Annotated in this window: 10 protein-coding genes; 8 read left to right on the top strand and 2 right to left on the bottom strand. The window is 32.4% G+C overall.

The features are described 5' to 3' along the window. Positions 1 to 14: 14 nt before the first annotated feature. Both wecB and KQI18_RS08730 read right to left on the bottom strand, forming a co-directional pair. Entirely contained in the window at positions 15 to 1,115 is a 1,101-nt protein-coding gene (gene wecB / locus KQI18_RS08735) for a non-hydrolyzing UDP-N-acetylglucosamine 2-epimerase (protein WP_216467409.1), read from the bottom strand. A gap of 33 nt (positions 1,116 to 1,148) precedes the next feature. Then, complete coding sequence (locus KQI18_RS08730) at positions 1,149 to 3,068, bottom strand: glycosyltransferase (RefSeq protein ID WP_236887711.1); 1,920 nt, start codon at positions 3,066 to 3,068, stop codon at positions 1,149 to 1,151. Between the two features lie 302 nt (positions 3,069 to 3,370). On the opposite strand from KQI18_RS08730, the gene purE reads away from it, so the two are divergent. From purE to KQI18_RS08690, 8 genes are read left to right on the top strand one after another with little or no spacing between them, the layout of a single operon-like run. Continuing rightward, positions 3,371 to 3,847, top strand: coding sequence for a 5-(carboxyamino)imidazole ribonucleotide mutase (gene purE / locus KQI18_RS08725; RefSeq protein ID WP_216467408.1), 477 nt, complete (start codon positions 3,371 to 3,373; stop codon positions 3,845 to 3,847). A gap of 4 nt (positions 3,848 to 3,851) precedes the next feature. Further along, positions 3,852 to 4,547: a phosphoribosylaminoimidazolesuccinocarboxamide synthase gene (purC, locus tag KQI18_RS08720; RefSeq protein ID WP_216467407.1), complete on the top strand. Its 696-nt coding sequence runs from the start codon at positions 3,852 to 3,854 to the stop codon at positions 4,545 to 4,547. A gap of 10 nt (positions 4,548 to 4,557) precedes the next feature. Continuing rightward, on the top strand, positions 4,558 to 5,913 hold the full coding sequence (gene purF, locus KQI18_RS08715; RefSeq protein WP_216467406.1) for an amidophosphoribosyltransferase: 1,356 nt from the start codon (positions 4,558 to 4,560) through the stop codon (positions 5,911 to 5,913). Positions 5,914 to 5,918: 5 nt separating this feature from the next. Continuing rightward, a complete protein-coding gene (purM, locus tag KQI18_RS08710; protein WP_216467405.1) occupies positions 5,919 to 6,995 on the top strand; it encodes a phosphoribosylformylglycinamidine cyclo-ligase in 1,077 nt (358 codons plus the stop codon). After that, positions 6,989 to 7,582, top strand: coding sequence for a phosphoribosylglycinamide formyltransferase (gene purN, locus KQI18_RS08705; RefSeq protein ID WP_216467404.1), 594 nt, complete (start codon positions 6,989 to 6,991; stop codon positions 7,580 to 7,582). The genes purM and purN overlap by 7 nt, the downstream gene beginning before the upstream one ends. Then, the gene (gene purH / locus KQI18_RS08700) at positions 7,575 to 9,110 is read left to right on the top strand and encodes a bifunctional phosphoribosylaminoimidazolecarboxamide formyltransferase/IMP cyclohydrolase (RefSeq protein ID WP_216467403.1); all 1,536 of its coding nucleotides are present in this window, start codon (positions 7,575 to 7,577) and stop codon (positions 9,108 to 9,110) included. The genes purN and purH overlap by 8 nt, the downstream gene beginning before the upstream one ends. 10 nt (positions 9,111 to 9,120) lie before the next feature. Continuing rightward, the gene (gene purD / locus KQI18_RS08695) at positions 9,121 to 10,371 is read left to right on the top strand and encodes a phosphoribosylamine--glycine ligase (protein ID WP_216467402.1); all 1,251 of its coding nucleotides are present in this window, start codon (positions 9,121 to 9,123) and stop codon (positions 10,369 to 10,371) included. Positions 10,372 to 10,394: 23 nt separating this feature from the next. After that, entirely contained in the window at positions 10,395 to 14,204 is a 3,810-nt protein-coding gene (locus tag KQI18_RS08690; protein WP_216467401.1) for a phosphoribosylformylglycinamidine synthase, read from the top strand. Positions 14,205 to 14,318 lie beyond the last annotated feature (114 nt).

Genomic DNA, 14,318 nt, shown 5'->3' with positions numbered 1-14,318 from the left:
TCCCCTTTTTTTGATTAAAATAAATCTAAAACATGTTTTACTATATATTTACTAGCTTTTCCATCACCATACGGATTTGAAGCCTTTGCCATTTTACTGTACACATCTTTATCGGTTAACAATTGTTTGGCAAGAGTATATATTTTATCTTCGTCAACACCAGCTAACTTTAATGTACCTGCAGCGACCCCTTCAGGCCTTTCTGTAGTATCTCTCAAAACTAAAACCGGCTTGCCTAGGGAAGGAGCTTCCTCTTGTATACCTCCGCTATCCGTCATAATGATATATGATTTATCCATAAAGTTATGGAAATCTAGAACATCTAAGGGTTCGATTAGATGTATTTTTTTATTGTTGCCAAATACTTCATTGGCAGTTTTTCTGACTACTGGATTTAGATGAACAGGGTATACTACTTTGACATCATCAAATTCATCTACAATTCTTTTAATGGCTTTAAACATACCGTACATATTTTTTCCAAGATTTTCTCTTCTATGTGCTGTAAGCAAGATCATCCTACCGTTTCCTAAATTCTCTAGTACATCGTGATGGTAATTATTGCTTACTGTTGTTTTTAAAGCATCTATTGCTGTATTTCCAGTAACAAATATTTTACTTGCTTCTTTACCCTCTTTTAGAAGATTTTCTCTTGCATGCTCTGTAGGAGCAAAATGTATATCTGCTAGTATTCCAGTTAATTGTCTATTTATTTCCTCCGGGAAGGGTGAGTATTTATTATTGGTTCTAAGCCCAGCTTCCACATGGCCCACCATTGCCTTATTGTAAAATGCAGAAAGACTTCCTACAAAAGTAGTTGTTGTATCCCCATGAACTAAAACAATATCTGGTTCTACCTCTTTCATTACGTTATCCAAGTTAGAAAGTGCTTTGGATGTTATATCTGTTAGAGTTTGACCATCTTTCATTATATTTAAATCATAGTCAGGTGTTATATTGAAAGTCTTTAAAACTTGATCGAGCATCTGTCTATGTTGTGCTGTGACACATACTATACTTTGTATACTTTCCTGAAACTCAAGCTCTTTTATTAAAGGAGCCATTTTTATTGCTTCAGGTCTAGTTCCAAAGATAGTCAAGACCTTTATTTTCACTTTTTTCACCTTCCTTGAATTTCTATTATATTTTTAATTGCTTTCTTCCCATTTAATTAAGTTTACATCTGTATCAAGAATAGATTGATATTGTTCAAGAGAACCAAATTTTCCATCTGGATCTAGCTCTAGATATCTATTATATTTCTCAATTCTATCCTCTTCACGTGCCCATCCATAGTGTTTTAGTCTTAAATTAGACAGGAAGTACTGAAGTTCTCCTGCATTATATGGTAATCTACCACAGTGTTGGGCTGTTTCGTTAAATTTGTATTCAAAGTTTTTTTGATATCTAATCATAAAAATTCTATATAAATTATGAGCACACCATAGTTGATCATCTCTATAATGTTCTTCATCCCATAAGTCGTAAAGTCTGAACATATAACTGTCAACATCGTAGTTTATCATAAGTTCTTTAACATGATTTTTAAAATTATCTTCGAATATTTCATCGGCATCTAAGAATAGAATCCAATCAGGGTCTGTTTTTATTGTTTCTGTCCACTGCTGTTTTCTTAGCTCGGTTTCGTTACTGAATTTAGATTCTTCATTTTTGATTAGCGTGAGAGGTATATCTTTGAGTAATTCTTTGCAGATTTCAACAGTGTTGTCAGTACTAGCATCATCAATTATCACTGCATTGTCTATATATTCTCTAGCTGATTCTAAAACTCTCCTTAGATATCTATTTCCTTCGTTTTTAACAATCATAGATAATGTAAGAGTTGGTTTTTCTCTAAAATATCTAACTAGTGGAGTATGATCTAAATCTAATTTATTTTTAATAGAAAATTTATCGATTAGATACTTTCCATCTTGATTTATTAGCTGACAATTTGCAGAGTATTTTTCATAAAAGCTCTCAAAGTTTCTATAGCCATCCAAAATTAATTCTAAATCGCAATCTATATATAAATCATCTAGCTCGAAATCAAATTCACATTTAGTGATACTAGCTTTATTAATTATTTTGTTATCCTGTATATATTTTATTTTATTGTTAATACCGTCAAGTAATTTTTGATGTTCCTCAAAAGTGAAGTGTTCTAAACAATCATTCGTAGAGATATCATTTTGGTATGAATAGTTCTCTAATACATTTACGCCTCTAATTATTGTATTCAAAATCTCATACCTTACAGCTTCTTTGCTGACGTTAATCGAATTATCTTTATAATTTTTAACACCTTCTAAGTCAGTGTCTCTGTATATGTGGTATGCAGGAAAATGGGTGTCTACATAAAGTTCTAGACCTAAAGCTACTGCTCTAATACAGAAATGTCTATCTTCACCCCAGAATGATACATTGTATATTCTATCAAAACTAACGCCTTTTAGTAGAGCTTTCCTGTTGATTAGAGTACAGGCACCAAGTCCACCAACCTTATATACTCCTGGTATTCTTATTTTGTCTATAAACTCCATAGTCTGCTGATAATGGTCTTTAGGATTTCTGTCATCAAACATATCATACGAATCCATTAACCATACTTGAGGCATTTCAATTGTGTTTGGCTCCCATTTTGTCCAAAATACATTAGAAATAATATCCTTTTTACTTTTTTCAAGTTGATTCAGTGTACTAGGGTTTATAACTAAGTCTGAATCAATAAAGAAAATATAATCAAACTCATTTTCTATCGCATAATTAATGATTCCATTTTTAAAATTTGCGACTTTGTCTACGAGGTTAGAACTCCAAATATGAGTATGATCGTTTTTTATATAATTATCTTGAAAATCTGATGTAACTAAAATTACGTTTTTTTCACTATCTTCAAAGTCCTTTAAAAGTCTTGAAGAATATTGATCTATATTATCATCTATAAAGTAATAACTGATATCAAACTTACTTTTATCTAACTCTTTCAGAGATAATAGAAATTCTTTTAATATTTCGGGTTTCTGATGTATAGGGCTTCCTATTAATATCTTTTTTAAGTTTAACAATTACAATTCCCTCCTAATTAAATATGGTAATATTATTATTATCAAATTATTTAACAGTCCACTCTATACATATTTATGTATATAACGGTAAATAGTTTATAGAAATACATTAAATGTAAATATCTAAAAAATACTTATAAAAGGCAAAAAACACGAACGTTATTTATGGAGCTTTAAATAATATTCTAGAAATATTCAAAAATGACTTGATAAAAGCTGTATATTATTATAGAATTTAAGTATATAATTCGTATAATTACTAGATTATAAGATTTAAATATAAACAAGGATGGTGAAGTTAAGTGAAAGTAGCAGTAATAATGGGATCTAAATCTGATTACCCTAAATTAGAAGATGGAATAAAGCTTTTAGAAAGATTCGGAATTGATGTAGTAGTAAGAGCATTATCTGCACATAGAACACCAATTCAATTAAGTGAATTTATAATAGAGATAGAAGAAGAAGTAGATGTAATAATAGCAGCTGCTGGTAAAGCAGCACATTTGCCGGGTGTTATAGCAGCACAAACGCTAATTCCAGTAATAGGCTTACCAATAAAATCATCTACAATGGATGGTTTAGATTCATTATTATCAATAGTACAGATGCCAAAGGGTATTCCAGTAGCAACTGTAACTATAGACTTAGGACTTAACGCAGCTCTTTTAGCAGTTCAAATCATGACACTTAAATATCCAATGCTTAAAAAAGATTTAAAAGAATACAGAAATGAAATGTCACAAAAAGTATTAGAAGATGATGAAAGTTTAAGGGGGTAATAAAATGTTATTATATGAAGGAAAAGCTAAACAAGTTTATTCAACAGATAATGAAAATGAGTATGTAGTATACTACAAAGATGATGCAACTGCTTTTAATGGAGAAAAAAAGGCAGAGATAGATTCAAAAGGAATATTAAACAACAAGATATCGACTATAATTTTTGAAATGTTAAATGAAAATAAGATAAAGACACATTTTATAAGAAGTGTATCAGAAAGAGAGATGTTAGTTAAAAAAGTAGAAATATTGCCACTTGAGGTAATCATAAGAAATATAACAGCAGGTTCATTTTGTAAGAGAGTAGGTATGGAAGAAGGTATAGTCTTAGATGAGCCTATATTTGAGTTGAGTTATAAAAATGACGATTACAATGACCCTATTATAAACGACGATCATGCAGTGGCTATGAGACTTGCAACGAGAGAAGAGTTAAAGTACTTAAGAGAAGAAACATTAAAAATTAATGAGTTGCTAAAGGATTTCTTCTTAAAACTCAACTTAAAACTTGTTGATTTTAAAATTGAATTTGGAAAAGATGCTAAAGGAAACATAATATTAGCAGATGAAATATCTCCAGATACATGCAGACTTTGGGATGTAGACACTAATGAAAAGCTGGATAAAGATAGATTTAGAAGAAATCTTGGAGGGCTTATAGAGAGCTATACAGAAGTCCTTTCAAGAATGAATAAATAGGAGGCTTAATATGTGTGGTATCATAGGAATTTACTCCGATAAGAGCATAGCAAAAGAACTTTACTATGGACTTTTCTCTATACAACATAGAGGACAAGAAAGCTGTGGTATGGCTGTTATGGGTGATGATAAAATAAAATACAAAAAAGACATGGGGCTAGTTGGTGAAGTTTTTAAAGAGGAAGAGATCGAAAGCCTTGATGGAAATATGGGTATAGGCCATGTTAGATACTCAACAGCTGGAGGTAGTCATATATCCAATTGCCAGCCATTTGTTGGAACTTGTAGAAAGAGAAATTTAGCAATTTCTCATAATGGTAATTTGGTTAATGCAAATTATTTAAAAGATATGCTTGAAGAAGACGGATATATGTTTCAGACTGATTCTGACACAGAGGTTATCCTTTATATACTAGCTAGATATTATAAAGGAGATATAGTAGAGAGCTTGAAACTTACTATGGACTATATAAAAGGTGCTTATGCTCTTGTTATTTTAAGTGATGATGAACTAGTTGCAGTGAGGGATCCAAATGGTTTTAGACCACTTATAATGGGTAAAAAAGGCGATGAATATATATTCGCTTCTGAAAACTGTGCGATAGATATACTAGGTGGTGAAGTGATTCGAGATGTAGAGCCTGGTGAAATAGTAGTAGTTAAAGATGGAAAAATGAAGTCTTACCATTATTCTGAAAATCTAAAATCTGTTAAGAGAAGTTGTATTTTTGAGCATATTTATTTTGCAAGAAATGATGCGACAATAGACAATGTAAATGCTTATGACTTTAGAGTGAAATGTGGAGAAAGACTTGCTCAAAATGATGATATAAAAGCAGATATAGTAGTTCCTGTGCCTGATTCTGGATGGCCTGGAGCACTTGGATATGCAAATGCAAGTGGAATTAGAGTAAGTGAAGCTCTAGTTAAAAATAGATATGTAGGTAGGACTTTTATAAAACCTACTCAAGAGGAAAGAGAAATAGCAGTAAAAATAAAATTAAATCCTTTAAAAAGTATGATAAAAAACAAATCAATAGTTTTAGTAGATGACTCTATAGTTAGAGGAACTACATCAAAACGATTGGTTAAATCACTTAGAGAAGCTGGGGCTAAGGAAATTCATTTAAGAGTAACTTCACCGCCCGTTGAGTATTCATGTTTTTATGGAATAGATACACCTAATAGATCCAATCTTATTGCTTCAAATCATTCTGTTGAGGAAATGAGAAAACATATAGGATGTGATAGTCTTAAATTTTTAGATATTGAAGGAATGATTGAAGCGACAGAAAGTGAAACTACGTTCTGTAAAGCTTGTTTTGATGGAGATTACGCAGTGAAAAGAATTGATAAGGAGGACTAGGTTATATGTTGACATATAAGCAGTCGGGAGTAGATATAGACGAAGGTAATAGAGCAGTAGAGCTTATTAAAGATAAAATAAAAGCAACTTACGATAAAAATGTAATAGGTGATTTAGGAAACTTTAGTGGGTTATACAGTTTAAAAGATTTTGTATCTATGACGGAGCCAGTTTTACTCGCTTCAACAGATGGAGTTGGAACAAAGTTAAAAATAGCGCAAATGATGGACAAACACGACACTGTAGGAATAGACTTAGTTGCAATGTGCGTAAACGATCTAATATGCCAAGGTGCAAAACCGCTGTTCTTCTTAGATTATATAGCTCTTGGTAAACTTGTTCCGGAACATATAGAAAATATAGTCGGCGGAATAGCAGATGGTTGCAAGATGTCAGGCTGCGCCTTAATAGGTGGTGAAACAGCGGAAATGCCTGGTATGTATGGTGAAGGGGACTACGACCTTGCAGGTTTTTCTGTAGGCATAGCTGATAAAGAGAAGATAGTATCGGGAAAAGATGTCAAATCTGGAGATGTACTAATAGGGATATCTTCAAGCGGCGTACACAGTAATGGATTTTCATTTATCAGAAAAATATTTTTAGATACTTACGACTATAAGATGGACCAATACGTTGAGGAATTAGGAATGACTGTTGGAGAGGCACTACTTACGCCAACAAAGGTATATGTTAAATTAGCTCTTGATGTACTAGAAAAGTACAACATTAAAGCAATAGCACATATAACAGGTGGTGGACTTATTGAAAATATAACCAGAGTAATTCCTAAGGGGCTAGGTTTAGATATAAATAAAAAATCTTGGATAAAACCAGCTATTTTTAATATGATAGAAGGTTTTAATGCGGTAGATGAAAGAGAACTGCACAAGAGTTTTAACATGGGAATTGGTTTAGTAATGATAGTAAATAAACAAGATGCAGAAAATGTTGTAAATTTTATAAACTCTAGAGAAAATGACAATTTAAACTTTGTAGATCCTAAGTACAAGGAATTGTTTAAGGACAAGGCTTATGAAATTGGAGAAGTTGTGGATAGTCATCAAGGAGTAGAACTATGTTAAACATAGGAGTTTTGATATCTGGTGGAGGTACAAACTTACAATCAATTATGGATGGTACTATATCAGGAGAAATTGATGGAGCTGTAAAGGTAGTAATTTCTAATAAAGAAAATGCATATGGACTAGAAAGAGCCAAAAATAACGGTATTGAAGCAATATTTGAATCTGAAGAGGATAAGATAATTGAAATTTTAAAGAATAGAGAAGTAGATTTAGTAGTTTTAGCAGGTTATCTAAAAATAATTAGTCCAAAATTTATAAATGAATATAGAAATAAAATGATAAATATACATCCTTCTCTTATTCCTGCATTTTGTGGTAAAGGATTTTATGGACAGAAAGTTCACCAAGGGGTAATTGACTATGGAGTAAAGTTTTCTGGTGCTACAGTTCATTTTGTAGATGAGGGAACTGATACTGGACCTATAATAATGCAGGATATAGTCGAAGTAAAAGCAGATGACGATGCAAAAACTCTTGCGAAGAGAGTCTTGGAAGTTGAGCACAGGATACTTAAAAAAAGTGTAGCTCTTTTCTGTAAGAACAAATTAAGAGTTGAAGATAGGAGAGTGTTTATTGATGAGTAAAAAGAGAGCTTTAATAAGCGTTACAGATAAAACTGGTGTAGTGGATTTTGCAAAAGAACTTAGTAAATTAGGATATGAAATAGTATCAACTGGAAATACATTTAAAGTTCTTAAAGAAAAGGTTGAAAATGTAATTCAAATAGATGACGTTACACATTTTCCTGAGATATTAGATGGAAGAGTTAAGACATTAAACCCTATGATACATGGTGGAATATTGTATAAAAGAGATAACAAAGATCATGTTGAGACAATAAAAGAGCACAACATAGAATCTATAGATATTGTAGTAGTGAATTTATACGACTTTGAAGGAACATTGAAAGCTGGAAAAAGCCACGATGAAATAATTGAAAATATAGATATTGGTGGACCATCAATGATAAGATCGGCTGCTAAAAACTATAAAGATGTTGCAGTAGTTGTAGATATAAATGATTATGAATTTATAATTGATAAGCTTAAAAAAGGCGATCTAACTGCAGAAGATAGAAAGAATTTAGCTTATAAAGCTTTTTCAACAACAGGTAGATATGATAGTTTAATATCAAATTACTTTGCAGAAGAAGTTGGAGACAAATATCCAGAAATACTTAACATGAGCTTTCAAAAGGAAAATACATTAAGATATGGAGAAAATCCACATCAAAATGGTTTAATATACTCACAATCGAGCGCTAAAAACCCTATTCTAAACTTTGAACAATTAAATGGAAAAGAGATTTCTTACAACAACTTAAATGACCTACACGGATGTTTAGAAGTTATGAGAGAATTTAAGGATAGTGATGATGTAGTATCAGTTGCAATAAAACATGCTAATTCATGTGGTGTTGGTCTGGGTAAAGATTCATTTGAAGCTTATACAAAATGTTATGAAGCGGACCCAGTTTCAATATTTGGAGGAATAGTTGGAATAACTTCAACTATAGATAAATATACAGCTGAAAAGTTACATGAGATATTTTTAGAGATAGTTGTAGCATATGACTATGAGCCAGAGGCGCTTGAAATTTTAAAACAGAAGAAAAACTTACGAGTACTTAAAATAGAGAAGATAGAGGATAGTTTACAGCCATTTGAAATGAAATACTTAGATGGAAAACTTCTTGTTCAAGATAAGAATAATACATTATTTGATAAGATGGAAGTAGTAACAAAAGCAAAACCAACTGGCAGAGAATTAAAAGATATGGAGTTTGCGATGAAGATTGCTAAAAACTTAAAATCAAATGCTATAGCAGTAGTAAAAGATGGACAGACTTTAGCTCTTGGTTGTGGTCAAACTTCTAGAATTTGGGCACTTAAAAATGCATTAGAGAATAATAAAGATAAAGACTTCTCTGGAGCAGTCTTAGCATCCGATGCATACTTCCCATTTGATGACTGTATTACTTTAGCAAACGAATACGGAATAACTTCTGTAGTACAGCCGGGGGGGTCAATCAGAGACAAAGATTCAATAGAGGCATGTGATAAATTCAATATGTCAATGGTATTTACTGGAATAAGACACTTTAAACACTAGGAGAGATGTTATGAAAATATTAGTTATAGGTGGCGGAGGAAGAGAGCACGCTATATGTTGGAAACTGAAAGGCGAAATTGATGTTGAAAAGATATATTGTGCACCAGGAAATGCAGGTATTAGTGATGTAGCAGAATGTGTTAATATAAGTGATAGCAATATCGATGGACTTATACTGTTTGCAAAAGAAAAGAATGTAGATTTGACAATTGTCGGTCCAGAAGTTCCGTTGGTTATGGGAATAGTAGATAAATTCGAAGAAGAAAGCCTTAAGATATTTGGGCCTAATAAAGAATGTGCAAGACTAGAAGGAAGTAAGGCATTTTCTAAAGACTTTATGATTAGGCATGCTATACCGACTGCGAAGTACAAAGAGTATACGGATATAGAACGTGCAATTGATGAGATTGATGACTTTGGTTATCCAGTAGTAATAAAAGCTGATGGACTTGCTGCAGGAAAAGGTGTAATAATTTGTGAAAATAGAGATACCGCTATAGATAGCTTAAAAAATATGATGCAATCTAAACAATTTGGATCTGCTGGAGAAAGAATAGTAGTAGAAGAATTTTTAGTGGGAATTGAGACATCAATACTTGCTTTTGTAGATAACAACAATATAATTCCTATGGTAAGTGCAAAAGATCATAAAAAAATATTTGATAATGAAAAGGGTCCAAATACAGGTGGTATGGGAACATTTTCACCTAGTGAAATATACACAGATGAATTGGCTGAAAAGATAAAATTTGAAGTCTTAGAAAAAACTTTGCATGGTTTTAAAGAAGATGGGTTAAATTTTAGAGGAATATTATTTGTAGGGCTTATGATAACTGAAACAGGTGAAAAAGTTCTCGAGTATAATGTAAGATTTGGGGATCCTGAAACACAGTCAGTTCTTTTCAGATTGGAAACAGATTTAAATAAAATAATGAATGCGATATTAGAAGATAGATTAGATAGCGTAGATATAAAATACAGTGATAGTCAAGCAGTATGTGTCATGTTGACATCTGGCGGTTATCCTGATAAATACGAAAAAGATAAAGAGATTACAGGACTAGATAAATTGGACGAAGATATAGTTGTATTCCACAGTGGAACTAGGTTTGAAGCTGATAAATTAGTTACAAATGGTGGACGTGTACTAGGAGTAACAGCAAAAGCAACTACAGTCAAAGAAGCAGCTGATAAGGTTTATAAAAATATAAAAAATATCGATTTTGATGGGATGCACTATAGAACTGATATAGGATTATAATTTTCAAAAATGGAGGATGTATCATGCCAAATACTGTTGATGTAGATTTAAGCGTAAAAAGAGTACTAGTAGAAAAAAGATACGGATTTGATATTGAAGCTGCAGCTCTAAAAAATGATTTAGTTGAAAATCTGCATTTAAGTAGCGTAGAAAATGTAAGAATTTTAAATAGATACGATATTGAAGGTATTTCTTCTGACGTATACAACAGTGCAATTAAGACAATATTCTCAGAGCCAAATTTAGATTTAGTGTATGACGAGGAATTACCAAAACTAGAAGGCGAAAGAGTTTTTGCAACTGAGTACCTACCTGGTCAATACGATCAAAGAGGAGACTGGGCAGCTCAATGTGTACAAATACTAAATGGTGGTATAAGACCAGAGATAAATACTGCAAAAGTATATATTCTAAGTGGAGATATAAGTGATGATGACTTCATTAAAATTAAGGACTACTGTATAAATCCGGTTGATAGTAGAGAAGCTGCAATTGAAAAACCACAGACACTAAAATTGGAGTACGAGGTACCTTCACCAGTTAGAGTTATAGATAAGTTTATTGATTTTACTAATTCTGAGTTAGAAGGGTTTTTAAATGAATTTGGTCTTGCTATGACTACTGGTGATTTAAAACATATACAGAAGTATTTTGGAGAGATAGAGCGAAGAAATCCAACTGTAACAGAAATAAAAGTACTTGATACTTATTGGTCTGATCACTGCAGACATACAACTTTTATGACAGAAATAAAAAATGTAGAGATAGAGAATGGAAAGTACACTGATATAGTTAAAGATACTTATAAAATGTATTTAGACTCTAGAAAGAATGTTTATACAGATAGAGATAAAGATATGTGTTTAATGGATATAGCCACAATAGCTATGAAAGAGCTCAGAAAAGATGGAAAACTTGAAGATTTAGATGTCAGCGAAGAAATAAATGCTTGTAGCATAAATGTTGACGTTGAAATAGATGGAAAAATTGAAAAATATTTAGTTATGTTTAAAAATGAGACGCACAACCATCCGACTGAAATAGAGCCATTTGGTGGAGCGGCTACTTGTTTAGGTGGAGCGATAAGAGATCCGCTTTCAGGTAGAAGTTATGTCTACCAGGCTATGCGTGTAACAGGTAGTGGAGATCCTAGAAAGTCTTTAGAAGAGACTTTACAAGGTAAGCTTATGCAAAAAACAATAACAACTGAAGCAGCAAATGGCTACAGTTCATATGGAAACCAGATTGGACTTACAACTGGGCAGGTATCCGAAGTTTACGATGAAAATTTCGTAGCTAAAAGAATGGAAATTGGAGCAGTTATAGCCGCAGCACCAAAAGAAAATGTAGTAAGAGAAAGGCCACAACCAGGTGATATAATAGTTCTTCTTGGTGGAAAAACAGGTAGAGATGGATGTGGAGGAGCTACTGGCTCTTCAAAAGAACATAGTGAAGAATCAATATTCACATGTAGTGCAGAAGTACAAAAGGGGGATGCCCCTAACGAAAGAAAAATTCAGAGATTTTTTAGAAACAAGGAAGCTGCACAAATGATAAAAAGATGTAATGATTTTGGTGCCGGCGGTGTTTGTGTTGCAATTGGAGAAATAGCAGATAGTTTAGATATAAACCTAGATTTAGTACCTAAAAAGTACGATGGTTTAGATGGTACAGAGCTTGCAATATCGGAATCACAAGAACGTATGGCAGTAGCGATAAATAAGAAAGATAAAGAAAGATTTATATCTCTAGCTTCAGAAGAAAACCTTGAGGCAACACATGTTGCAACAGTAACAGATACTGGATATATGAGACTTTTTTGGAACGGACAAACTATAGTAAATATCAGCAGAGAGTTTTTAGATACAAACGGAGTAAAACAAACCACAGACATACATGTAACTAAAGTAGACGAGGAAGAGACATTTTTTAATAAAAATGAAATACTAGAAGATATGAATTCTAGTAGTATGAAAGAGAAGTTCTTAAAGGTTATGTCAGACCTAAATGTTTGCTCTCAAAAAGGTCTTGTGGATAAATTTGATAGTACAATAGGATCAAATACAGTATTAATGCCATATGGTGGAAAATATCAGGGTTCCCAATCACAAGCTATGGTGGCTAAAATACCGATACTTGGTGGAAATACAAACACATCGACTATCATGACTTATGGGTATAATCCAAAAATAGGAAAGTGGAGTCCATTTCATGGTGCTCTTTATGCAGTTGTAGATTCCATAGCTAAATTAGTAGCAGTTGGCGGGAATTACTCGACAACAAGACTTACTTTCCAAGAGTATTTTGAAAAGCTTGGAATCGATCCTAAAAAGTGGGGTAAACCATTTTCAGCTTTACTAGGAGCTTATTATGTACAAAATAAACTCGGAATACCTGCAATAGGTGGTAAAGATAGTATGTCAGGTACATTTAAAGATATAAATGTTCCACCATCTCTAGTGTCCTTTGCTGTGGATACTGTGGACGCTTCAAAAGTAATTTCTTCAGACTTTAAGAAAAGTAATTCACAAGTTGTTATGTTATACACAGAAAAAGGTGAAAATGATATTCTAGACTTCGAAAAGTTTAAGGCGAATATGGATAAAGTAAGATCACTTATACACAGTGGGAATGTGTTATCAACATATGCAGTAGGATTTGCTGGAATAGGCGAAGCTATAAGCAAGATGTCATTTGGTAATAAAATTGGATTTGAATTTTCTAAAGAAGCAGTAGATAGATTCGGAAATGAGAAGATGTTTGCACCATATTACGGTAGTATAATACTTGAGTTAAATGGCAATCCGGATATTTGCTCTTTAGAAGGATTTGATTATTGTGTTCTAGGAAATACTACAGCTGAAGAATCAATAACAATATGTGATGAGAAAATTAAATTAGATGAATTATATAAACATCACATAAATACGCTTGAAACTATATTCCCTACTAAATCATCTATGATTAATTCTGAAATAGAGACCATTAGCTATATACCAAAAGGTGAAGCTAAAAAATCTTCACTTAGTATAGTTTCGCCAAAAGTATTTATACCAGCTTTTCCTGGTACAAACTGCGAGTATGACACTGCTAGAGCTTTTGAAAAAGCGGGAGCTAAAACTAGTGTAAAAGTATTTAAAAATCTAAATAGCAATGACATAGATGATTCAATAGATGTTATTGTGAAAGAGATAAAATCATCTCAAATAATAATGCTTCCAGGTGGATTTAGCGCTGGTGACGAACCAGATGGTTCAGGTAAATTTATAGCGACAGTGTTTAGAAATCCGAGAGTTTCGGAAGCAATCAATGAATTTTTAACGAAGCAAGATGGCTTAATGCTAGGGATTTGCAATGGATTTCAAGTTCTTATTAAGTTAGGTTTGGTTCCATACGGCGAAATAAGAACTATTGATGAAAAATCACCGACACTTACTTACAATAAAATTGGTCATCATCAATCAAAGATTGTAAGAACAAGAATATCATCAAATAAATCACCTTGGCTATTACAGACAGAAGTTGGTGATATACACAGTATACCTATTTCACATGGCGAAGGAAGATTTGTTGCAGATGAAGATTCAGTAAGAAAACTAATAGAAAATGGTCAAATAGCTACGCAGTATGTTGATTTTAATGACGAAGCTACTTACGATGTAGAGTTTAATCCAAATGGATCTTTCTATGCAATAGAGGGTATAACTAGTCTAGATGGACGTGTATTTGGAAAAATGGGTCACTCAGAAAGAATAGGACAAAATGTAATTAAGAATATCTACGGAGAAAAAGACCAGAAAATATTTGAATCTGGTGTTAGCTATTTTAAGTAAAAAATATAAGAGCGGAAGATATTATATTTACGATATTTTAGATGAAAATTAAAGAAACAAGTTTATAAAATCGTAGATTATAAATAATTCTTATGCTAAAATGATTATGCTATG

This window comes from Metaclostridioides mangenotii (assembly GCF_018917235.1).
Taxonomy (GTDB): domain Bacteria; phylum Bacillota; class Clostridia; order Peptostreptococcales; family Peptostreptococcaceae; genus Metaclostridioides.
Note: the sequence above shows the minus strand (reverse complement) of the source record. Positions and strands in the feature narration are given on the sequence as shown.

What these genes read in the sequence shown, in the direction of transcription:
- KQI18_RS08690 (WP_216467401.1), top strand. Translation starts at nt 10,395, where the DNA reads ATGCCAAATACTGTTGATGTAGATTTAAGCGTAAAAAGAGTACTAGTA.
- purD (WP_216467402.1), top strand. Translation starts at nt 9,121, where the DNA reads ATGAAAATATTAGTTATAGGTGGCGGAGGAAGAGAGCACGCTATATGT.
- purN (WP_216467404.1), top strand. Translation starts at nt 6,989, where the DNA reads ATGTTAAACATAGGAGTTTTGATATCTGGTGGAGGTACAAACTTACAA.
- purH (WP_216467403.1), top strand. Translation starts at nt 7,575, where the DNA reads ATGAGTAAAAAGAGAGCTTTAATAAGCGTTACAGATAAAACTGGTGTA.
- purC (WP_216467407.1), top strand. Translation starts at nt 3,852, where the DNA reads ATGTTATTATATGAAGGAAAAGCTAAACAAGTTTATTCAACAGATAAT.
- purF (WP_216467406.1), top strand. Translation starts at nt 4,558, where the DNA reads ATGTGTGGTATCATAGGAATTTACTCCGATAAGAGCATAGCAAAAGAA.
- purM (WP_216467405.1), top strand. Translation starts at nt 5,919, where the DNA reads ATGTTGACATATAAGCAGTCGGGAGTAGATATAGACGAAGGTAATAGA.